Source organism: Amycolatopsis sp. NPDC114505, assembly GCF_055633615.1.
The window spans coordinates 75612-97118 of record NZ_JBVKDV010000001.1 but is presented as its reverse complement, the minus strand read 5'-3'; the positions used below and the strand labels follow the sequence as shown (position 1 = coordinate 97118).

Below are 21507 nucleotides of genomic sequence, written 5' to 3'. Positions count from 1 at the left end.
ATGGCCGTCACCGGAAGGCTCGGGCTGCTGGCGCTGATCGGCGCGCTGGTGGTCGGGCTGCTCGTGCCGTCGACGACCGGGATCCTCGCCGTCGGCGGGGTGCTCCTGCTGCTCGTGGTCGTCGACCTCCTGCTGGCCGGAAGCGTGCGGCCGCTGGCTTTCCGGCGGTCGGGCGACACGTCCGTCCGGCTCGGCGAGCCGTGCGAGGTGACGCTGGTCGTCGCGAACCCCGGTGGCCGTGCGGTCCGCGGGCAGCTGCGTGACGCGTGGCCGCCTTCGGCCGGAGCCGCGGACCGGCACGCTTTGCGTGTACCGGCGGGAGAACGGCAGGCGTTGGTGACGTCTTTGCGGCCGTCGCGGCGCGGCGACCGCACGGCGGCGCGGGTGACGGTCCGCTCGGTGGGGCCGCTGGGTTTGGCGGCGCGGCAGGGTTCGCACGAGGTGCCGTGGACGGTCCGCGTGCTGCCGCCGTTCCACAGCCGCAAGCACCTGCCGTCGCGGCTGGCGCGGCTGCAGCAGCTCGACGGCCGCAGCGCGGTGCTGATCCGCGGTCAGGGCACGGAGTTCGACTCGCTGCGCGAGTACGTGATCGGCGACGACGTCCGCTCGATCGACTGGCGCGCGACGGCGCGCGCGGCGGACGTGATGGTCCGGACGTGGCGCCCGGAGCGCGACCGGCACGTGGTGCTGGTGCTGGACACGGGCCGCGTCTCGGCGGGCCGGGTCGGCGACGCCCCGCGCCTCGACGCGGCGATGGACGCGGCGTTGTTGCTGGCGGTGCTGGCTTCCCGGGCCGGCGACCGCGTCGACCTGCTGGCGTACGACCGTCGCCTGCGGGCCGCGGTGCACGGTTCGTCGGGGGCCGCGCTGCTGACGTCGCTGGTGAACGCGATGGCGCCGATCGAGCCTTCGCTCGTCGAGACGGACGCGCGGGGGATGGTCGCGGAGGTGCTGCAGCGCACCCGGCGCCGTTCGCTGGTGGTGCTGCTGACCGGCCTCGACGCGGCGCCGCTGGAGGAGGGGCTGTTCCCGGTGCTGAGCTCGCTGACCGCCCGGCACGAGCTGATCGTCGCGTCGGTGGCGGACCCGCGGGTCGCGGAGATGCTGGCCGGCCGGGGCGACGCGGAGGCCGTGTACGACGCGGCGTCGGCGTCGCGGACGACGGCGGAACGGCAGCGGGTGACCGAACGCCTGGCCCGGCACGGGGTCAGTGTCGTGGACGCGGTGCCGGAGGAGCTGCCGCCGGCGCTGGCGGACCGGTACCTGGCGCTGAAGGCGGCCGGGCGGCTCTAACGGGTGGCTGCGGTGGTGCGCCGCCGGTGGTCCTGTTAAGCCCGAAGCATGTTCAAGCTCATGGCTGTGGCCCTGGCGATCGCTTCGGCTCCCGCGTCCGACGGTGCTCCCGTCTACCTGGCCGACGGCGGCGGCAAGCTGTCGCTCGCGGTGGTTTCCGGTCAGCCGGTGCTGGCGGACGCGGCGGACCCGGGTGCCAAGTGGACGTACGCCGGGCAGCACTTCACGAATGTCGCAAGTGGACAGTGTCTGACGGCGGTGAGCCCGGTCGACGGGGTGGCGGTGAAGATGGCTGCTTGCTCCGATGCGGACAAGCACCAGGCGTGGCGGCGCGTGGCCGGGCTGCCGGGGCTGGTCGAGATCGCGAACGTCGCCACGGCCCGGTGCTTGACGGCGGAAGGCGCGGTCGCGGGCGCCCGGCTGTACCAGGAAGTCTGTTCCCTGACGGGCATCGCGAACACGTGGGCGGCGGGCGGCCGCACGCTGGCGATCCTGTCGGGCAACGGCCAGCGCCTGGCGTCGAAGGACCCGGGAGCACCGTTCGTGGTCCGGGTGATCGGCGAAAACGGCCAGCCGGCGGCCGACGTACCGGTGACGTTCTTCGTTCGCGCGGCCCGTCCGAAGAACGCATTGGCGTTCGAGGGCGGAGGTGAGACGGTGACGGTCAAGACGGGCGCGGACGGTTCGGCCTCGAGCCCGAAACTGGTGTTGACCGAGGTGGGGGAGTTCGAGGCGCGGTTCGTCGGGACGGCCGGTCTGGAGGACGGATCGTCGATCGCCTTCGAGGGCTCGTGCCTATGCTGACTCGGGCAACGCGTCCCCGGTGTCACGTGCGTCCAGATCGCCCACTTCGCCTTCGCGGGCCGCGCGACGGCCGAGCGTGAACACGTACACCAGGAACGCCACCTCGACGAACACCCCGATGCCCACCCGGACCCACGTCGGCCAGCCTGACGGCGTCACGAACGCCTCGATCAGCCCCGACACGAACAGCACGCACGCCAGCCCGAGCGCCATCACCACCACCGACCGGCCCTGCTCGGCCAGCGCGGCGGTCCGGGAGCGGCGGCCCGGGTCGACCACCGTCCAGCCGAGTTTCAGGCCCGTGCCCGCCGCGATGAACACCGCCGTCAGCTCCAGGAGACCGTGGGGGAGCAGGAGGCCGATCATCACGTCGCCGCGGCCGGCCGCGGTCATCGCGCCGATGATCAGGCCCGCGTTGAGCGAGTTCATCCACAGCGCGCCGATCACCGGCAGGCCCAGCGCGATGCCGAGGAACAGGCACGTCGCCGCCACCCACGCGTTGTTCGTCCACACGCGCGCCGCGAACGACGTCGCCGGGCCCGTCGAGTAGTAGCTCTCCGCCTCGCCGCCGGGCTTGGTCAGCTGGTTCAGCTCGTCCGCGCTCCCGATCGACGCGCGGACGCCGGGGTCGCGCGCCACCCACACGGCGATCACCGCCATCACCGCGATCGACACCAGCGCGGCCGGGATCCACCAGCGCCGCGAGAGGTACACGGCGGCGGGAAAGCGGCGCGTGAAGAACAGGGCGACCTCGCGCCACGCGGGGTTGTGCGACCCCGAGATCGCGCTCCGGCCGCGGGCGACCAGCCCGGACAGCCGGCTCAGCAGGGCCGGGTCGGGCGCGACCGAGCGGGCGATCGACAGGTGCGTCGCGGTCCGCTGGTAGAGCGTCACCAGCTCGTCGGCCTCCGCCCCCGTCAGCTTGCCGCCGCGGTGGGTCAGCTCGCCGAGCCGGCTCCACTCCGCCGAGTGCGTCGCGACGAAGACGTCCACATCCACGGGGCCAGCCTATCCGTCGCTACGCTGGGCCGTGTGCGCGAGGAATCCGAGCTGGTCACCGGCGAAGCCGTCGTCCTGGACCTGCACGTCGCCAAGCTCGCCAGCCGCGCGCTGGCGATGGTGCTCGACGTCCTCGTGCAGTTCGCGCTCCTGCTGGGCGCCCTCTTCGTGCTCACGCTCACCGTGGCGGGCGAGGACGAGTCGCTCGCGCTGACCCTCGCGCTGGTGTTCCTGGTGCTGATCATGGTCGGCTACCCGGTGCTGTTCGAGACGCTGTCCCGCGGTCGCTCGTTGGGCAAGATGGCGGTGGGGCTGCGCGTGGTGCGCGTCGACGGCGGGCCGATCCGCTTCCGCCACGCCCTGACCCGCGGGCTGGCCGGGTTCGTCATCGACTTCTGGGCGCTCGGCGTGTTCGGGGCGGTGGCGGTGATCGTGTCGCTGTGCTCGTCCGACGGCCGCCGCGTCGGCGACTTCCTCGCCGGGACGCTGGTGGTCCGCGACCGCGCGCCGGAAAGCGTGGCCTACCCGGCGATCGGCATGCCCCCGGGCCTCGAGGGCTGGGCGGCCCAGCTCGACCTGACGCGGCTCCCGGACGACCTCGCGCTGGCGAGCCGTCAGTTCCTGGCGCGGTTCGGCCAGCTGGCGCCGGAAGCGTCGCACGCGCTCGGCTGGAAGCTGGCCCAGCAGGTGGGCAACGCGCTCGGCACGCCGGTGCCGCCCGGGGTGCCGCCGTGGGCGTTCCTGGCGGCGGTGCTGGCCGAACGGCGCAACCGGGACCACTCGCGCGCGGTGCGGGCTTACGCGGCGCAGGTCGCGGCGGCGCGCGGGCACATCCCCAGCGCGCCCGCCCCGGGGCCGGACCAGCCGGGGTTCCTGCGGGCCGGGTATGCGGCCGGGCAAGCGACGTCCGCTCCCTGGCCGGCCGCCGAGGTGGATCCGCCGACTCCGCCGTCCGGAACCCCGGTGGCCCCCGCCGAGAACCCGTTCACGCCGCCGGGCTAGGAGACGTCTCCCGACGCCGAGAGCCACGTGTTGCACTGCTGGTTGCGGTTCTTGGTCGCGCCGTGCTGCCACCAGGAGATGTTGTGCCTGGCGCTGCCGTGGTCGCGCTTGCCGTTGCGGGCGTAGTCGTCGCCGCGGTCCTGGGCGTTCCAGGCCTCGTTGTAGATGTTCTTGTCGACCGACCCGCCGGAGACCGACGCCGAGCCGAGGAACATGCCCGAGAAGCACTGCGCCTCGAGCTCCATCCGCCGTGACAGCTCCAGCCCGACCGCCGAGTCCGCGCCCGCGTCGTAGCGCTGGTCGCCGTACGCCTCGGAGATGCCGGCCAGGTTCTGCACGTGGTGGCCGTATTCGTGGGCCAGGATCGACAGGTACGGGCCGGGGTGGTTGCCCCAGACGTCGATCTCGATGCGGTCCATCGGCATGTAGATCGTGTCGTTCGACGGGCAGTAGAACGGCGTGACGCCGGTGGTCGTGCCCCCGCTGCCGCACGGCGTCGACGATTCCGACAGCGACCGCGGCACCGACAGGTTCGGCGACCGGAACGGCAGGTCCGCGGCGCCGAGCATGCGTGACCACATCGCGTCGAGGCAGGCGATCCCGGACTGGAAGAAGCGGGTGGCGCTGTTCTGGTCGGTCGCCCAGCGGCTCAGCGAGCACGGGACGTTCTGCAGGCCGTAGTCGGCGCTGGCGAAGAGCGGGTTGTTCCCGGTGGCGACGACCGACCGGGGGCCGCGCGGGACCTCGGACGTGCGGGTCGTGCGCTCGGTGGTTTCGCTGCTGGTCGTCTGTTCGGTGGACGACGTGGTCGCGGTGGTCTCGACGGCGGAGGTGGTTTCGTAGGTGTCCGAGGGGTAGGTGCTGGAGTACCCGGCATCGGCGACGTGCCGGGTGTTGCCCCCGATCAGCGCGACGGCCGCGACGAGCCCCCCGACGACGGCGACGATCCCGATGATGGCGACGGCGACGATGACCCCGGTGTTCGACTTCTTGGCGACGTAGGGCCGGTAGCCGGGCGCGAACCGCGGTCCGAAGGGAGAGCCGGGCGGCGGGCCGGCGAAGGCTTGAGAGGCCGCCGCGGCCGGCGGCGGGAGGGGTGCGCCGGGGCGGGGGTGGGGACCGGACGGCGGGCCGTGGGCGGGGAAGCCCTGGGTGCCTTGAGGACCCCGGGGCGGCTGGCCGGGGAATTGCGGCCGGCCTGGGAACTGCGGACCTTGAGGCGGCCGCCCGGGTGCACCGGCGGGTCCTTGCGCTTGGGGCGGCTGCCCGGGCGGCTGGCCGCCAGGACCGTGGGGCTGCCCGGGCACGCCACCGGTCTGCTGACCCTGGCCAGGCACGCCGCCGGGCGCTGAGAGCGGCCCGGTTTGCGGCGCGCCGCCTCGCCCGGGGGCGCCATGTGGCGCTTGGCCGCCGGGGCCTTGGCCGGACGTGCCGCCTTGCCCTGGCCCGCCGGCCGGGCCGTGCGGGGGCTGCCCGCCGGGGAGCTGGCCGGGCGCTCCACCGGGCCCAGGGCCGCCGGGTGCGCCGGCCGGGCCCGGCTGCCCCGGCTGCCCCGGCTGTCCACTTTGTCCCGGCCGGCCCTGCGGCAACGGCCGAACCCCAGGTGGCGGCAGCGGCCGGACTCCCGGCGGCGGCAGCGGGCCTCGCCCAGGCGGCGGCCGCCGTGGGTCGTGTGGGCCAGGACCGGAGCCAGGACCGGAGCCAGGACCCTGTGGGCCTTGCGTCATGAAAGCGGAACCCCCCGTGCGATTTCCCCGTCGGAAGCGGCGTACCTGCGGAGATCTCGCCGTTCCGGGCGTCAGCATAGAGCGGGTGCTCTAGGGTGTGGTGCTGTGTTGAGCAAATGGGGGACCGCCGCCGCGGTCGTCGTCGTGGCTTTGGTGACCGCCGGGCCCGCCGCCGCGCAAACCGGGCCCTCCGCCGGGCCCGTCCTGCCGAACGCGCCCTCCGAACAGGTCAAGAAGCCCCAGCAGCTCAACGGCGAAAACGGCGAGAACGTCCAGCCGCCCGAAGGGGCCGCCGCCGACGTCGCCCTCAAGGTCCTGCGCGACGGCTCCCTCGAAGTCACCGAGAAGGTCACCGTCCCCGGTGGCAAGCAGCTGACCTCGCGCGTTCCGCTGAAAGTCTCGGCCGGCGACGACCAGGACCGCGTCTTCCAGGCCCGGAACGTCAAGACCGAAGGCGCCGCCACCAGCCAGCTCACCGGTGACCAGCTCGTCCTCACCTTCACCGGCGGCACGTCGACCGTGACGTTCACCGTCGACGGCGCCGTCGCCGACCAGAGCGGCCGCCAGCAGGCCCGCTGGCAGGTCGCGAGCGGCTTCGACGCTCCCGTCGCGAAACTCACCGCCTCCTTCCTCGCGCCGTCGCCGCGACTGTCCCCTGTGGACTGCTTCGCCGGCCCGATCGGCTCGAACCAGCGCTGCACCCTCGCCGAGCTCGACCACACCGGCGTCGTCCGCCTCGAACAGAACGACGTCCAGCCCGGCGACCGCGTCGACCTGCTCGTCGGCCTGCCCGCGAACACCGTCCCGGCCAACGCCAAGTTCGCCGACGTCGGCCTCTTCGCCACCGCCTTCGCCTTCACCCCGCTGACCGGCATCGTCTTCGCGCTCCTGCTCGTCTTCCTCGTCGCCGGCGGGATCTTCGTCCAGCGCCGCCGCAAGGAGGACGCCGGCGCGCTCACCACCGCCACCGGCCCGGTCGAGGTCCTGCTCCGCGACGGCGACCGCGTCTTCTTCGCCAGCCCGGACGGTGTCCTGCCCGGCCAGGTCGGCACCGTCGTCGACGAGACCGTCGACGTCGTCGACATCAGCGCCACCGTCGTCGACCTCGCCGTCCGCAACTACCTGTGGCTGGCCGAGATGCCCGGGCAGGACTGGCAGATCGCCCGCCGCAACCCGCCGGACGAGCACCTCCACGACTTCGAACGCGCCGTCTACGAGACCCTCCTGCCGGCCGGCACCGACGCGGTCCTCGTCTCGCAGCTGCGCGCCGGCGGCCGCCTCGACCTGCGCAAGATCAGCGACGCGATGTACGCCGACGTCGTCACCAAGCGCTGGTTCTCCCGCCGCCCGGACACCGCCCGCGGCCGGCTGACCTGGCTCGGCGCCGGCATCTTCGCGCTCGGCGCGGCCGCCACCGCGGTCCTCACCTTCACCGTCGGCGAAGCGCTGCTCGGCGTCGCGGTCGCACTGGCCGGGCTGGCCGTCGCCGCGGCGGCCGCGCTGCTGCCCTCGCGCACCGCCCGCGGCCGGGTGCTCGTCGGCCAGGTCCGCGGCCTGCTCGACTACCTGCACACCGCCAAGGCCGAGGACATCCCGCCGGCCGACCGCGAGATGGTGTTCTCGCGCTCGCTGCCGTACGCGGTCGTCCTGGGCGACACCGAACGCTGGCTCGGCGCCTTCGCCACGCTCAACCCGGCGTCGGACGGCTCGGCCGGGCTCTACTGGTACGGCGGCATGGAGACCGAGCAGGACCTGCGCCGTTTCGGCACGCACTTCCCGTCGTTCCTGACGGCGCTCGACGGGCTGCTCACCGCGTCCGCCCGCGCGTCCCGCTGACCGTGCTCGCGGGAGCGGTGCTGGCGCTCTTCCTGGCCGCGGCGCCGGTGGGCGCGCAAGACCAGCCGCCGCTGCCGACCGTGCCGCAGAGCGCCGAGATCCAGCTGAAAGTCGAGCGGAACGGCGAATTGTCGGTCGCCGAAGCGATCTCCGTGCCCAACGGCGTCACGATGGACCGCCGCGTCCCGCTGCGGGTCGCCGCGCCGCACCACCGCGATCGCGTCTACGGCGTCCGCGACGTCGTCCTCGAAGGCAGCGGCACGGCGAGCGTCGACCAGGACGCGTTCACCGTCCACCTCACCGCCGGCACCTCGATCGTCCGGTACACAGTGGACGGTGCGGTCGACGGGAACCGCGTCACCTGGGAGCTGGCCGGCGGCTGGAGCGCCGACCTGAAGTTCATCCGCGCCTCCTTCGCGGCGCCGAAGATCCCGGTCGCCGTCGACTGCGCTATCGGCGGCTTCCCGTGCGCCGCCGCGCAGATCGACCACGCCGGGCTCACGCGGTTCAGCCAGCAGAACCTGGCCGCGGGCGACCGGATGACGGCGACCGTCGAGCTGCCCGCGGGCACCGTCCCCGGCAACGAGGTCCTCGTCCCGGCCAAGACGATCGCCGGCGCGTTCGTGCTCACCGCCCCCGTCGGCTGGGCCTGGGCCGCCTTCGCCGCACTCCTCCTGGCCGCGGCCGCGTTCGTCGGTTTCGCCCGCCGCCGTGACACCGGCGACCCGCCGAAGGCCGAGCTGATCGCGAGGAATGGCGAGTTCGCGTCTCCGGAGGGTGTGCTGCCGGGGCACGCCGGTGTGTTGCTGCACGGCCGGGCCGGGCCGGCGGACCTGGCCGCGACCGTGCTCGACCTGGTCGTCCGCAACTACGTCTGGGTGAGCGACGGCCCCACACTGACCCGCCGCAACCCGCCCGACGAGCACCTGACGTCCTTCGAACGTGCGGTGTACGAAGCCGTCCTGCCGGACGACTCGGTGACATTCGCCGAACTGCGGCAGCGGCACGTCGAGCTTCCCCGGGCCGAGCTGCACGCCGACCTCGCCGGCCGCGGCTGGCTCGCGACCGGGCGGCTTCGGCGCGCCGGGATCCGGGCCGTCTTCTACGGCGTGTTCCTGATCGTCCTGCTCGCGCTGACCGCCGGGTACGCCCAGCTCGGCGTCATCCTCGCGCTGGCCGGGGCCGCTGCGGTCGCCGTCTCGGCCGCGCTGCCCGCGCGCCGCCGCGCGGGCGCGGAGGTCGCGCGCCGCCTGCGAGGGGTCGCCGCGGCGCGGCCGGAGGACTTCGACGAGCCGCAGCGGGAGGTGGTGTTCTCCCGCAGCCTGCCGTACGCGTCAGCTCTGGGCGAAACCGGGCCGTGGGTGGCCGCGTTCGCCTCCCTCGACCACCCGCCGACGGTGTACTGGCACGACGGCGACATCACCCCTGACCAGGCCGGATCGTTCGCGACGGCGCTCGCCGGCAGCTTCGCCGGCGCGCACCGCGGGCGCCTGCTCGCCACCGTGGCCGCGGACACCGGTTCTCACCCGCCAGCCGGGAAGCCAGGAGGCCCCGAGCCGTCGTAGGGTGGGGCCATGGCCGATCCCGAGCTCGTCCGATACACCCTAGACAACGGTCTGCGCGTGGTCCTCGCACCCGACGCGACCGCGCCGGTGGTCGGCGTCAGCGTGCACTACGACGTGGGTTTCCGCTCCGAGCCGGAGGGGCGCACCGGGTTCGCGCACCTCTTCGAGCACCTGATGTTCCAGGGCAGCGAGAGCTTGGAGAAACTCGCCCACTTCCGGCACGTGCAGTCCAGCGGTGGCACCTTCAACGGGTCCACCCACCCGGACTACACCGACTACTTCGAGGTGCTGCCGAGCGCCGCGCTCGAGCGCGCGCTGTTCCTCGAAGCCGATCGGATGCGGGCGCCGAAGCTGACCGCCGAGAACCTGGCGAACCAGATCGACGTCGTCAAGGAGGAGATCCGGCTCAACGTGCTGAACCGGCCCTACGGCGGGTTCCCGTGGATCACCCTGCCGCCGGTGCTGTACTCGACGTTCCCCAACGCGCACAACGGTTACGGCGGTTTCGAGGACCTCGAGAGCGCCACGGTCGAAGACTGCGCCGCGTTCTTCGACACCTTCTACGCGCCGGCGAACGCCGTGCTCACCGTGGCGGGCGACTTCGAGGTCGACAACGCCAAGAAGCTGATCGAGACGCACTTCGGCGACGTCCCGCACCGGCCCGCGCCGCAGCGGCCGTCCTTCGCCGAGCCGCTGCCGACCACCGAGCTGCGCGGCGAGGTCGAAGACCCGCACGCCCCGCTGCCCGCGCTCGGCATCGGCTACCGGATGCCGGACCCGATCAACGACATCGACGGCTACCTGGCCTACCTCGTGCTCGCCGGCGTCCTGACCGACGGCGACGGCTCCCGCCTGCAGCAGCGGCTGGTCCACAAGGAGCCGCTGGTCGTCGACATCGGCGCCGGCGCCGGGCTGTTCGGCCCGTTCGAGGCCCGCGACCCGGACACGTTCACCATCACCCTGATCCACCCGCACGAGGTGCCGCGCGAGCGCGTGCTCGCCGCGCTGGACGACGAGCTCGAGAAGATCGCCGGGAACCCGCCGGACGAGCAGGAGCTGCGCAAGGTCACCGCCCGCTGGACGGCGAGCCTGCACTCCGAGCACGACAGGCTGGTCTCCCGGACGCTCGCGCTCGGCTCGTTCGAGCTGCTCTACGGCGACGCGTCGCTGGTCTACCAGCTCGCGGACCGGATGTCCGCCGTCACCTCGGAAGCCGTTTCGGCGGCGGCTAAGGCGCTGCGCCCCGACGCGCGCGCCGTCCTGGTGGTCAAGCCCGCTTCGGAAGGGACCAACGAGCAGTGACTTCAGCAACGCACCGCAGCGCGGAGGAGATCGGCCGCACCGCGCGGGGGCCGCGCCCGCTGCCGCCGCTCGGCGAGCAGCGCGCCGCCGGCGATCTGTCCCATGTGGACACCGAGCTCTCGAACGGCCTGCGCGTGCTGGCCGTGCGCAAGGCGACCGTGCCGATGGTCGAGGCGCGGCTGTGGATCCCGTTCGCGGGTGACGACGCGCTGCACCCGGCGACGTCCGAGGTCCTCGCCGAGACGATCCTGACCGGCACCGCGCGCCGCAACCGCATCGAGATCGACGCCGAGCTGGCGCTGATCGGCGGCGACATCGGCGCCGGCGTCGACCCGGAACGCCTGGTGCTGACCGGATCCGCGCTCGCCGACAAGCTGCCGACGTTCCTCGACGTGCTCGGCGACGTCCTCACCGGAGCGACCTACGCCGACGACGAGATCGCGCGCGAGAAGGAGCGGCTGGTCGAGCGGATCGCCGTCTCGCGCACGCAGCCGCGCACGATCGCGCGGGAGGCGCTGCAGAAGCACCGCTACGGCGACCACCCCGCCACGCGCGAGGTGCCCAAGGCCGAAGACGTCGCCGTCGTGACGCCCGAGCAGGTCCGGGCGCTGCACCAGGCGTCGGTGCTGCCGCGTGGCGCGGTCATGGTGCTGGTCGGCGACATCGACCCGGCGGCGGTCATCGGCGAGCTGGAGAAGGTGCTCGGCGGCTGGGCGTCCGACCGTTCCGCGAACCGGCTGCCGCCGCTGCCGGAGCTGACCGGGCCGAGCATCCTGCTGGTGCCGCGGGCCGGCGCCGTGCAGTCGCAGATCCGGCTTTCGGCGGAGACCGTGCCGCGCACCGACCCCGGCTACGCGGCTCTGCAGCTGGCGAACCTGGCCTACGGCGGGTACTTCTCGTCGCGGCTGGTGGAGAACATCCGCGAGAACAAGGGGTACACCTACTCGGCGCACTCCGGGTTCGAGTTCACCGACGGCACCGCGGTGGTCAACGTCGACGCGGACACCGCGACCGACGCGACCGCGCCGGCACTGCTGGAGACCCGCTACGAGCTGGGCCGCCTCGGCCAGGTCCCGCCGGTCGGCGACGAGCTGGAGTCGGTGCGGCAGTACGCGATCGGGTCGCTGCTGACGTCGACGTCGTCGCAGTCCGGGCTGGCCGGCCAGGTGCTGGCGCTGGCGTCGACCGGGCTGGGCCTGGAGTGGCTCACCGAGCACCCGGCGCGGGTGGCGGCGGTGACGGCCGACGAGGTGGCCGAAGCGGCGCTGAAGTTCTTCGCCCCCAAGCGGTTCACCGGCGTGGTGGTCGGTGACGCGGCGGTGCTCGAGCGCAAGCTCCTGTCCCTCGGCGACGTCGTCGTGGGCGAGCCGGCCTGATGTCCGTCCCGTTCACCCTCGGTGACCTGCCCACCCTGTCAAGGTCCACTGTGGACCGTCAGGAAGGCTTGCGCACCAACCCTTCGCGGCTGTTGTCGCGCTGGGCCGACGCCCGGGTCGTCCTCTTGGACGACACCGGGCGCACCCCGGTCGTCGAGGGCTCGTCGGTCTTGGCGTTCCGCAAGGCCGTCGACTTCGGCACGTCGCCGCCGGCGGACGCGGTGTTCCTGGGCGAGTGGCAGGACACGGACTACTGGTCGCTGCCAGGCGGCCCGTCGGGCGACGCCGGCACGGTGAAGATGGCGGGCAGCTGGGGCTTCGTCGAGGAGGTCCCGAGCGCGGACGGCGAGATCTGGGTCGAGCTGCGCGGGTACGGAGACCTGCTGGACGACACGTCGGCGGGCCTGTTCACCACGGCGCAGGCGCTGCGGAACTGGCGCCGCCAGGCGAAGTTCTGCACCCGCTGCGGCCACCCGACGGAGCTGATCCAGTTCGGCTGGGCGAGCAAGTGCGCGAACGACGGACGCGAGGAGTACCCGCGCACGGATCCGGCGGTGATCTGCCTGGTCCATTCTCTCGAGGGGACCAACGGATCCCACGTACTGCTGGCCCGCCAGCCGATCTGGCCGGCCGGGCGGTATTCGGTGCTGGCCGGGTTCGTGGAGGCGGGGGAGTCCCTGGAGGCGTGCGTCCTGCGCGAGATCCACGAAGAGGTGGGGGCGGTCGTGTCGGACGTCCGGTACCTCGGGAGCCAGCCGTGGCCGTTCCCACGGTCGATCATGCTGGGGTTCACGGCCCGGGCGGATCGTGCTGCCCCCTTGGTACCCGCCGACGGTGAGATCGAAGAGGCGCTGTGGGTGTCGCGGGCCGAGGTGCGTGAGGCGTTCGCGAACAGCTCGCTGCGGAACGAAGGCGCTCGGCCGACACCGATCGCCGGCGGGGCGGCGGAGATCATCCTGCCGGGGAATTCGTCGATCGCCCGCGTGATGCTCAAGGCCTGGGCGGACGCGGAGGAGTAGCCGCTACTCGTACACCGTCGCCGCCACCAGGGCGTCCCGGATGACCTGCCGGCCATCGGCGGGGAACGGGACGCCCTGATTCGCGTAGTGGCCCTCGCAGTCCTGCAGCCACCCGGCGAGAGCTTCCAGGTAGCGCGGGAGGGTGTCGTTCTCCCAGGACGGCGGGCCGTCCGCCCAATCGGCGACCAAGGTACGCAGGGTTGCGACCATTCGGTCCCGTTCTGCTTCGAACTGCTCGGACATCCGTCTTCTCACTCCTCACGGCCAGTACGGCTCGGGCGAGGCAGGCCTTCCGCCACACCACATTGAACTCGAATGGCCCGCCCGGCAGGGGCGTCGGCCAAAGTTGCCGATCACCTGGTTGGCGCCGGCGGCGTCATCGCAGGTCACCGCGCTCGATCACCGTGCGGGTCGGCTCGCCGGTGAAGTCGGGGACCTCGCCATAAGCCAAGTTCAGCGTATCCAGCCGGTAGCTCCACTGCGCGCCGCACTCGCACGGCGCGACGAGCACTACATACCGCGGCTCGAAGCCGGTCGACTCGTCGACCCGCATCTCGTGGAGAGCCGCGCCGGGAAGCGGCGGGAAGAGCGAGAGCGGTTGCGCGCGGCAGCCGCCGGGCCGCCCCGGGGCCGCTTGGTCCAGGCGGTCCGCACCCGCTGCGCCAAGACCCGCCCAAGCAACCGGAAATCCGCTGACCAGGCCCCCAACGCCCGGCGCAACTCGTTCACCGGTGTTTCCGCCACGTGGCCCAGTGCGACCCCAAGCGTTACCTGGCCGTTTCCGAAGCCCGTTGACGGCTGTGCCCCGGCTCACTACAGTCCTGCGAAACCGTCTGTAAAGTATCCTAATTAAGTCCGGAGGGACGAGTGCGAGCCGGTAGCCCGCGGATGCTGCGCGAGATCAACGATCGCGCCGCCATCGAGGTTCTCCTGCGTGAGGGCCCTTTGACGCGTGCTGAGCTCGAGCTCGCCATCGGGCTCTCCAAGCCCGCCACCGCGCAGCTCATCACCCGGCTCGAGCAGGACAACCTCGTCATCAAGGCCGGCGTCCGCGGTGGGGGACGGGGACCCCGCGCCCAGCTCTGGGCCGCCAACGGCAGCCTCGCCTTCGTCGCCGCCGTGGACCTCACGCCGCACATCGCGGACTTCGTCGTCGCCGATGTCGCCGGGATCGTGCTCGCCGAGTACCGCACCCCGCTGCCCGTGCACGAAGGTGCCGACGTCGTCGGGACCTTCGGGGACGCTCTCCAGAAGGTCGCCGGGGAAGCCGGCCTGACCAGAACACAGCTCGCCCACGTCGTCATCGGCGCTCAGGGGGCCTTCGACCCGCGGACCGGCCTGCTCTCCTCCGCCCCGCACATCCCCGGCTGGCTCGGCTTCGACGTCCCCCAGCGGCTCAGCGACGACCTCGGCGTCGACGTCCTCATCGAGAACGACGTCAACCTCGTCGCCGTCGAAGAGATGAGCGTCGGGCAGGCCCAGGACGTCGACGACTTCGTCATGGTGTGGCTGTCCGAAGGCGTCGGCGGCGCCGTCGTCATCGGGCGCCGGCTGCTGCGGGGTGCCACCGGTGGGGGCGGCGAGATCGACTGGATGCGCGTGCCCGACCCGGCCACCGTGGACACCGGCGACGTCTGGCCCGAGGCCGGCGCCCGGTTCGGCAACCTCGTCGACTCGCCCGCCGTCTGCCGGCTCGCCGCCGCGCACGGCGTCGAAGCCGAAACCGCCTGGGACGCCGTCGCGAAAACCGAGCCGGACCATCCCTTCCGGCACGACCTCGCGAGGCGCGTCGCCGGTGGTGTCGCCAACCTCGTCGCCGTCGCCGACCCGCAGCTCGTGCTCCTCTGCGGTGACACCAGCCGCGCCGGCGGCGAGAGCTTCGCCGCGCTGGTTCAGGACAAGCTGTACGAACTGGTCCTGCCGCGCACGCCCGTCGGCTGCGCTTCGGTGCAGGGCAACGCCGTCCGCGCCGGCGCGCTGCAGTCCGCGCTGGCCACCGCCCGTGAGGACGTCTTCGGCGTCGTCACCCCCACACTCCTCGGGTCGCGCAGGCCCGCGGTCGGAGAGCCACTCGGCAAGACCCCGGAGGCCCTCCCGAACACCCGTTCCGCCCCGTCCCCAACCGAGTAGCCCCAACCGATGAGGAGGAGGGCCATGCCCCCTACCACCCGGACCCGCCGAGGCGCCCTGTTAGCGGTCGCCGCCGCGGCGTCCGTCCTGCTGACGAGCGCCTGCTCCGGCGCCGCCGCCCCGAGCGGCGGCGGTGACGCGGCCGCCGCGCCCGGCAAGGACGAAAAGCTCACGATCACCGTGTACTCCAAGTTCACCGACCGCGAGTACGGCGTGGTCACCGCGGGCCTCAACAAGCTCAAGGCGAAGTACCCGAACATCGAGATCAAGCACGAGGGCAACCAGGACGACGACAAGCTGACGCAGTCGATCCGCGGCGGCAACCCGCCCGACGTCGCGATCTCCTTCTACACCGACAACCTCGGTGCCTGGTGCTCCAACGGCAGCTTCCAGGACCTCAAGCCCTACATCGACCGCGACAAGATCGACCTCAACCAGATCCCCGAGGCGGTCCGCAACTACACCGAGTACCAGGGCAAGCGGTGCGCGATGCCGATGCTCGCCGACGTCTACGGCTTCTACTACAACAAGGACATGTTCGCGGCGAAGGGCGTCACCTCGCCGCCGAAGACCACGGACGAGCTGCTCGAGGACGCCAAGAAGCTGACCGAGTACAACGCGGACGGCTCGATCAAGGTCGCCGGCTTCCTGCCGTCGATGCCGTTCTACGCCAACCAGGCCCAGTACTGGGCGCCGAACTTCGGCGCGCCGTTCATCGGCCCGGACGGCAAGTCGGACCTCGCCACCAACCCCGGCTGGAAGGCGATGTTCGAGTTCCAGAAGAAGCTGATCGACGCGCTCGGCGGCCACGACAAGGTCGAGAAGTTCAAGGCCGGTCTCGGGGACGAGTACTCCGCCGACAACGGCTTCCAGAAGGGCAAGCTGGCGATGATCTACGACGGTGAGTTCCGCACCGCGTTCATCAAGGACCAGGCGCCGACCCTGAACTACGCCACCGCGCCCGCCCCGGTGCTCACCACCATGGCGGACAAGTACGGCAGTGCCTTCACCACCGGCACGATCATCGCGATCCCCAAGGGCGCCAAGAACCCCGGCGCGGCGTGGGAGCTGATCAAGCAGGTCACCCTGGACACCGACACCCTGGTGGACATGGCCAACGGCCTGAAGAACGTGCCCAGCACGAAGGCCTCGCTGACGTCGCCGCGCCTCGACCTGCAGCCGCAGTTCAAGACGTTCCTCGACATGTACGACAGCGGAAAGCTCGTGTCGAACCAGACCACGCCGATCGGTGACGCGCACCTCAAGGCGGTCAACGACTTCGCCGAGAAGTGGCAGGCCGGCTCGATCCCCGATCTGACCGAAGGCCTGAAGAAGGTGGATGCGCAGATCAACGACGAACTGAAGCAAAAGGGCGCGGGCGGATGACCTCCACTCTTGCCGCGAAAACCGACGGAACCCCGGCCGCGCCTGCCAAGGCGCGGGCGGGGGCCCGCCGGGCCAAGCGCCGCCGGACCGTCTTCTTCTTCATGGCCCCGGCGCTCATCGGGTTCCTGGTCTTCTTCGGCTACCCGCTGATCGCCACGGTCTACTACTCCTTCACCAAGTACGACCTGATCAACCCGCCGCAGTTCATCGGGTTCGACAACTACGTCAGGATGTTCACCACCGAGCCGCTCGTCGGCGTCGCGGCGTACAACACGCTGTGGCTGGTGGTCATCCTGACGACGTGCCGGGTGGTGTTCTCGCTCGGCATCGCGTCGGTGATCTCCCGCCTCAAGTCGGGCGTGGGCCTGGTCCGGACGCTCTGCTACCTGCCGACCCTGGCCCCGCCCGCGGCGGCGACGCTGGCGTTCGTCTTCGTGTTCAACCCCGAATTCGGTCCGGTGAACCGGTTCCTGCGGCTCATCGGCATCGACGGCGGGCTGTGGTTCAACAGCCCGGCCATGTCGAAGCCCGCGCTGACGCTGCTCGCGCTGTGGGGCTCCGGCGAGCTGATGATCATCATCCTGGCCGCGCTGCTGGACGTCCCGACCGAGCAGTACGAGGCCGCCGAGCTCGACGGCGCCGGCCCGGTCCGGCGGTTCTGGCACGTCACGCTGCCGTCGATCTCGCCGGTGCTGCTGTTCGGCGTGGTCAACTCGATCATCTACGCGCTGCAGTTCTTCACGCAGGCGATCGTGGCGGCCTCCGCGTCCGCGGGCACCGCCGACGTCGCCGGCAACTCGAAACTCATCGGTGCGCCGCAGAACTCGACGCTGACGTACCCGATCTGGCTGTACGTCCAGGGTTTCCGCTACTTCAACATGGGTTACGCGGCGGCGATGGCGGTGCTGCTGTTCATCGTGAGCGCGGGCTTCACCTGGATTCTCGTCAGGCAGCTGCGCAAGTCCCAGCACCAGGAGGAGGGGGCATGACCGCACTGGCCGAAGCGCCGCAGAAACCGGCGGGCGTGCCGCCGCGGGTGCGGTTCAAGCGGACCTGGGACAAACGGCTGTCCTGGATCGCGCTGCACGCGACCGGGATCGCCCTCGGCGTGATCTTCATGCTGCCGCTGCTGTTCGTGTTCCTCACCGCGGTGATGAAGAGCGACCAGGCGATGACGGCGAGCCTGTGGCCGACCGAATGGCACTTCGAAAACTTCGTCACGGTGTTCAAGAAGGCGCCGCTGCTGGAGTACTTCGGCAACAGCCTGCTGTATTCGGCGCTGGCGACCATCGGCGCGCTGCTCTCGGCGATCCCGGCGGCATACGCGCTGGCGAAACTGCGGTGGCGCGGGCAGAACCTGTTCTTCATGCTCACGGTCGCCGCGATGATGCTGCCGCCGCAGGTCACCATCGTGCCGCTGTACGACCTGTGGGTCCGGATGGGCCTCACCGGCACGCTGGTTCCGCTGATCGTGCCGTACTTCTTCTTCGACGCGTTCTCGATCTTCCTGCTCCGCCAGTTCTTCCTCACCATTCCGAAGGACTACCTCGAAGCGGCGAAGATCGACGGCTGCAACGAGTTCCAGGCGATGTACCGGGTGCTCATCCCGATGGCGAAGCCCGGGATCGCGGCCACCGCGATGTTCTGCTTCCTGTTCACCTGGAACGACTACTTCGGGCCGCTGCTCTACACGGGCGAAAACCAGGACCACTGGCCGCTTTCCCTGGCGATCGCGTCCTTCCGCGGCATGCACCACGTCGAGTGGAACATGACGATGGCGGCGACCGCGCTGATCATGGCGCCGGTGATCGTCCTGTTCATCTTCGCGCAGAAGTCGTTCGTCAAGGGCATCACATTCACGGGAGTCAAGGGATGAAGCTGGCAGTCGTCGGTGGCGGGTCCACCTACACGCCGGAGCTGATCGACGGGATCGCCGGCCGCCGCTCCACTTTGGACGTCGACGAGATCGTGCTGGTCGACCCGGACGCCTACCGCGTCGAAGCGGTCGGCGGGTTCAGCCAGCGCATCCTCGACCACGCCGGGCACCCGGCGCGGATACGGACCACGCAGTCGCTGGAAGAGGGCGTCGACGGCGCGTCGGCGGTGCTGATCCAGCTGCGCGTCGGCGGCCAGCGCGCGCGGCGGTCGGACGAGACGTTCCCGCACGCCTGCGGGTGCGTCGGCCAGGAGACGACCGGCGCGGGTGGCCTGGCGAAGGCGCTGCGCACGGTGCCGGTGGTGCTCGACATCGCCGACCGCGTCCGCAAGATCGCCGGCGACGACACGTGGATCGTCAACTTCACCAACCCGGTCGGCATCGTGACCCGCGCGCTGCTCAACGAGGGCCACCGCGCGGTCGGGCTGTGCAACGTCGCGATCAACCTGCAGCGCCAGTTCGGGAAGCTGCTCGGCGTCGGCGCGGACGACGTCAAGCTCGTCCACACCGGACTGAACCACCTGAGCTGGGAACGCGGCGCGCTCGTCGACGGCGTCGACCGGCTGCCCGAGCTGCTGGACCAGCACCTCGACTACCTCTCCAACGAGGTCAGCGTGCCGGAGAAGTGGTTGCGGCGGATGAACGTCGTGCCGTCGTACTACCTGAAGTACTTCTACGCGCACGACGAGCAGGTCACCAAGCAACGCACCGAACGGCCGCGCGCGGACGTCGTGTCCGACGTCGAGGAAGAGCTGCTGAAGATCTACCTCGACCCGGAGCAGAACACGAAGCCGGAGTCGCTGGAGAAGCGCGGCGGCGCGTACTACTCGGAAGCCGCGGTGCAGCTGGTGCACGCGCTGACCGCGGGCGGACCGGCCGAGGAGCACGTGGTGAACGTCCGCAACGACGGCACGTTCCCGTTCCTGCCGGACGACGCCGTCATCGAGGCACGGTCCACTGTGGACTCCAACGGTGCGACGCCGATCGCGCAGACGCCGGTGGAGCCGCAGTTCTCCGGCCTCATCGCGGCGACGACGGCGTACGAATTCCTCGCGCTGGAGGCGGCGGTCAAGGGCGGCCGCGACCGCGTCGCCGACGCACTCCTGGCGCACCCGCTGGTCGGCCAGTACACGAAGGCCGACACGCTCGCCGATTCGCTGGTGCAGATCAACCGCGAGTACTTGCCCTGGGCGCGCGGATGAGGCCTGCCATCATCGCTATCGACGGCGGCAACAGCAAGACCGAGGTCCTCGTGATCTCGGAAGACGGCGTGGTGCTGGGCAAGTCCCGCGGGCCCGGCGCGTCGCCGCAGAACATCGGCGTCGCGGCCTGCGTCACGGCGCTGGAAGGCCTGGTGCTGGAGGCTTTTCCCGAGTTCGGGGAGAAGCCGTGCGCGGTCCACACCTCGGCGTACCTGGCCGGGCTGGACTTCCCGCGTGAGGAAGAGGCGCTGCACGCGGCGCTCGCGGCGCGTGGCTGGAGCGACACCCTGACGGTCGGGAACGACACCCTCGCGCTGCTCCGGGCGGGCAGCGCGGGGGTGGGCGTCGCGGTGGTGTGCGGCGCCGGGATCAACGGCGCCGGCGTCGGCCCGGACGGCCGCGTGCACCGCTTTCCCGCGCTGGGCAAGATCTCCGGCGACTGGGGCGGCGGCTACCGGCTCGGCGAGGAGGCCCTGTGGTGGGCCGTGCGCGCCGAGGACGGCCGCGGCCCGCGGACCGCGCTCGAGGCGGCCGTGGCCGGGTTCTTCGAGAAGCCGACGCTGCTGGACGTCGTGCAGGGGCTGCACTTCGAAGAAATCCCCGCCGCCTCGATCCACGGGCTGTGCCCGCTGCTGTTCGAGGTGGCGGCGGCGGGCGACGAGGTCGCGTCGGACATCGTCAGCCGGTTCGTCGAAGAGGTCAGCGTGTTCGCGGCGGTGATCCTGCGGAACCTGGACCTGACCGAGGACGCGCCGGAGATCGTCCTCGGCGGCGGGGTGCTGACCGGGGTCGGCGCGCCGGTGATCGCGGAGATCGAGCGGCGCTGCCTGAAGGTCGCGCCGCGCGCGGTGGTCCGCGTCGTCGACGTGAACCCCGTGGTGGGAGCGGCATTGTTCGGACTGGACACGCTGGGCGCGTCGGACGCCGCGAAGGCGTCGCTGAAGGCGGCGACCCAGCGCACCTAGACCTGGTGGCCTGCCTCGAAGCGGCGCGAGGCAGGCCACCAGACCCTTTCACGGCGCGGGGACCAGGATTTCCCCGGTCTCCAGCAGCGACTTGAGGTCCGACAGGATCCAGTCCCAGCCGCCACCGGCGTTCTCGCCCGGCCCGGCGTTGACGTCTTCGTGCACCCCGGCGACCATCTCGGCGGTCAGCGGCGCGCCGGTCAGGTCGTGCGTGACGGTCAGTCTGGTGCCGGCGGTCTTCGTCGCCTCGATGTCGTAGGTGAGCGTCGTGTAGGGCTCGGCGTCCATCCCTTCGGTGCCCATGAGCAGTTTCCAGGTGATGACGAGCTTGCGCGGCGGATCGACCTCGAGGACTTCGCCGTCGACGAGGTCACCGGTGATCCCGGCGTCGATGAACTCCTGCGTCGCGCGGGTGCGGTGCTTGCCGCCGACCTTGAGGTCGAAGTCGGCGAGGCCGGTGTAGCCGTACTTCTGCGTCCACTCGGGCTTGGTGATGGCTTCCCAGATGCGCTCCGGGGTGGCCTTGATGTAGACGCGGTGGACCTGCACGGTGGTCGTCATGGTTCTTCGCCTTCCAGTTCGTTCTTGAGGTCGAGCAACGCGGTGACGTGGCGTTCGGTGTACTTGTCGATCCACCGGTCGTGGATCTGCCGGATGGGCACGGGGTTCAGGAAGTGCAGCTTTTCCCGCCCTTCCTTCCGCGCGACGACGAGCCCGGCCTCTTCCAGGAGCTTCAGGTGCTTCATGACGCCGAAGCGGGTCATGTCGACCTGGGTTTCCAGCTCGGTGAGCGTGCGGCCGTCGCGCTCGAAGAGCAGGTCGAGCAGGAACCGGCGGGTCGGATCCGCCAGCGCCTTGAACACCAGGTCGTCGTCGGGCACGTCGACGAGGATAGGTGACCAAAAGGTCACATGTCAACGGACGAAGAAGGCCGCCACCCTCGCCAGGGTGGCGGCCTTCTTCGG

General features: G+C 71.4%; 20 protein-coding genes. 14 read left to right on the top strand and 6 right to left on the bottom strand.

The genetic code is table 11. From position 1 onward, the window contains the following. Both ACZ7OU_RS00425 and ACZ7OU_RS00420 read left to right on the top strand, forming a co-directional pair. Nucleotides 1–1293, top strand: coding sequence for a DUF58 domain-containing protein (locus ACZ7OU_RS00425; RefSeq protein WP_470253788.1), 1293 nt, complete (start codon nucleotides 1–3; stop codon nucleotides 1291–1293). A gap of 60 nt (nucleotides 1294–1353) precedes the next feature. Then, nucleotides 1354–2097 (top strand): hypothetical protein, encoded by a 744-nt coding sequence (locus ACZ7OU_RS00420; RefSeq protein ID WP_470253787.1) that lies wholly within the window; start codon nucleotides 1354–1356, stop codon nucleotides 2095–2097. On the opposite strand, the gene ACZ7OU_RS00415 is transcribed toward ACZ7OU_RS00420, so the two are convergent. Further along, nucleotides 2089–3096, bottom strand: coding sequence for a stage II sporulation protein M (locus ACZ7OU_RS00415; RefSeq protein ID WP_470253786.1), 1008 nt, complete (start codon nucleotides 3094–3096; stop codon nucleotides 2089–2091). The two genes, ACZ7OU_RS00420 and ACZ7OU_RS00415, sit on opposite strands and share 9 nt — an antisense overlap. Before the next feature lie 33 nt (nucleotides 3097–3129). On the opposite strand from ACZ7OU_RS00415, the gene ACZ7OU_RS00410 reads away from it, so the two are divergent. Next, nucleotides 3130–4098: an RDD family protein gene (locus ACZ7OU_RS00410; RefSeq protein ID WP_470253785.1), complete on the top strand. Its 969-nt coding sequence runs from the start codon at nucleotides 3130–3132 to the stop codon at nucleotides 4096–4098. Here the strand turns inward: ACZ7OU_RS00410 and ACZ7OU_RS00405 are convergent. Further along, nucleotides 4095–5405: a neutral zinc metallopeptidase gene (locus ACZ7OU_RS00405; RefSeq protein ID WP_470253784.1), complete on the bottom strand. Its 1311-nt coding sequence runs from the start codon at nucleotides 5403–5405 to the stop codon at nucleotides 4095–4097. The genes ACZ7OU_RS00410 and ACZ7OU_RS00405 overlap by 4 nt on opposite strands. A gap of 525 nt (nucleotides 5406–5930) precedes the next feature. On the opposite strand from ACZ7OU_RS00405, the gene ACZ7OU_RS00400 reads away from it, so the two are divergent. Genes ACZ7OU_RS00400 through nudC form a run of 5 tightly spaced genes read left to right on the top strand, consistent with a single transcriptional unit; the run spans nucleotide 5931 to nucleotide 12923 of the window. Next, the gene (locus tag ACZ7OU_RS00400; protein ID WP_470253783.1) at nucleotides 5931–7661 is read left to right on the top strand and encodes a DUF2207 family protein; all 1731 of its coding nucleotides are present in this window, start codon (nucleotides 5931–5933) and stop codon (nucleotides 7659–7661) included. A 17-nt stretch (nucleotides 7662–7678) separates the two neighbouring features. Further along, nucleotides 7679–9226 (top strand): DUF2207 family protein, encoded by a 1548-nt coding sequence (locus tag ACZ7OU_RS00395; protein WP_470253782.1) that lies wholly within the window; start codon nucleotides 7679–7681, stop codon nucleotides 9224–9226. Nucleotides 9227–9235: 9 nt separating this feature from the next. Continuing rightward, complete coding sequence (locus ACZ7OU_RS00390) at nucleotides 9236–10528, top strand: M16 family metallopeptidase (RefSeq protein WP_470239115.1); 1293 nt, start codon at nucleotides 9236–9238, stop codon at nucleotides 10526–10528. Beyond that, nucleotides 10525–11904 (top strand): M16 family metallopeptidase, encoded by a 1380-nt coding sequence (locus ACZ7OU_RS00385; protein ID WP_470253781.1) that lies wholly within the window; start codon nucleotides 10525–10527, stop codon nucleotides 11902–11904. Before ACZ7OU_RS00390 ends, ACZ7OU_RS00385 begins: the two co-directional genes overlap by 4 nt. Further along, nucleotides 11904–12923 (top strand): NAD(+) diphosphatase, encoded by a 1020-nt coding sequence (gene nudC, locus ACZ7OU_RS00380; RefSeq protein WP_470253780.1) that lies wholly within the window; start codon nucleotides 11904–11906, stop codon nucleotides 12921–12923. Before ACZ7OU_RS00385 ends, nudC begins: the two co-directional genes overlap by 1 nt. Nucleotides 12924–12926: 3 nt before the next feature. On the opposite strand, the gene ACZ7OU_RS00375 is transcribed toward nudC, so the two are convergent. Both ACZ7OU_RS00375 and ACZ7OU_RS00370 read right to left on the bottom strand, forming a co-directional pair. Then, nucleotides 12927–13133 carry a DUF7660 family protein gene (locus ACZ7OU_RS00375; RefSeq protein ID WP_470255852.1) on the bottom strand — a complete coding sequence of 69 codons (207 nt, stop codon included), beginning with the start codon at nucleotides 13131–13133 and terminating at the stop codon, nucleotides 12927–12929. A gap of 166 nt (nucleotides 13134–13299) precedes the next feature. Beyond that, entirely contained in the window at nucleotides 13300–13476 is a 177-nt protein-coding gene (locus ACZ7OU_RS00370) for a hypothetical protein (protein ID WP_470253779.1), read from the bottom strand. A gap of 335 nt (nucleotides 13477–13811) precedes the next feature. Between ACZ7OU_RS00370 and ACZ7OU_RS00365 the strand changes: the two genes are divergently transcribed. The 6 genes from ACZ7OU_RS00365 to ACZ7OU_RS00340 are packed head-to-tail and all read left to right on the top strand — an operon-like array spanning nucleotide 13812 to nucleotide 20542. Next, the gene (locus tag ACZ7OU_RS00365; protein WP_470255851.1) at nucleotides 13812–15053 is read left to right on the top strand and encodes an ROK family transcriptional regulator; all 1242 of its coding nucleotides are present in this window, start codon (nucleotides 13812–13814) and stop codon (nucleotides 15051–15053) included. A gap of 24 nt (nucleotides 15054–15077) precedes the next feature. Continuing rightward, entirely contained in the window at nucleotides 15078–16439 is a 1362-nt protein-coding gene (locus tag ACZ7OU_RS00360; RefSeq protein WP_470253778.1) for an extracellular solute-binding protein, read from the top strand. Beyond that, on the top strand, nucleotides 16436–17428 hold the full coding sequence (locus ACZ7OU_RS00355) for a carbohydrate ABC transporter permease (protein WP_470253777.1): 993 nt from the start codon (nucleotides 16436–16438) through the stop codon (nucleotides 17426–17428). Before ACZ7OU_RS00360 ends, ACZ7OU_RS00355 begins: the two co-directional genes overlap by 4 nt. Beyond that, the gene (locus ACZ7OU_RS00350; RefSeq protein ID WP_364617005.1) at nucleotides 17425–18315 is read left to right on the top strand and encodes a carbohydrate ABC transporter permease; all 891 of its coding nucleotides are present in this window, start codon (nucleotides 17425–17427) and stop codon (nucleotides 18313–18315) included. Before ACZ7OU_RS00355 ends, ACZ7OU_RS00350 begins: the two co-directional genes overlap by 4 nt. Then, nucleotides 18312–19577, top strand: a complete 1266-nt coding sequence (locus tag ACZ7OU_RS00345; protein WP_470253776.1) for a 6-phospho-beta-glucosidase — start codon at nucleotides 18312–18314, stop codon at nucleotides 19575–19577. Before ACZ7OU_RS00350 ends, ACZ7OU_RS00345 begins: the two co-directional genes overlap by 4 nt. Then, the gene (locus tag ACZ7OU_RS00340; protein WP_470253775.1) at nucleotides 19574–20542 is read left to right on the top strand and encodes an N-acetylglucosamine kinase; all 969 of its coding nucleotides are present in this window, start codon (nucleotides 19574–19576) and stop codon (nucleotides 20540–20542) included. Before ACZ7OU_RS00345 ends, ACZ7OU_RS00340 begins: the two co-directional genes overlap by 4 nt. Nucleotides 20543–20590: 48 nt before the next feature. On the opposite strand, the gene ACZ7OU_RS00335 is transcribed toward ACZ7OU_RS00340, so the two are convergent. Both ACZ7OU_RS00335 and ACZ7OU_RS00330 read right to left on the bottom strand, forming a co-directional pair. After that, nucleotides 20591–21103: an SRPBCC domain-containing protein gene (locus tag ACZ7OU_RS00335; RefSeq protein WP_470239108.1), complete on the bottom strand. Its 513-nt coding sequence runs from the start codon at nucleotides 21101–21103 to the stop codon at nucleotides 20591–20593. Then, entirely contained in the window at nucleotides 21100–21423 is a 324-nt protein-coding gene (locus ACZ7OU_RS00330) for an ArsR/SmtB family transcription factor (protein ID WP_372672176.1), read from the bottom strand. Before ACZ7OU_RS00330 ends, ACZ7OU_RS00335 begins: the two co-directional genes overlap by 4 nt. Nucleotides 21424–21507: the final 84 nt, after the last annotated feature.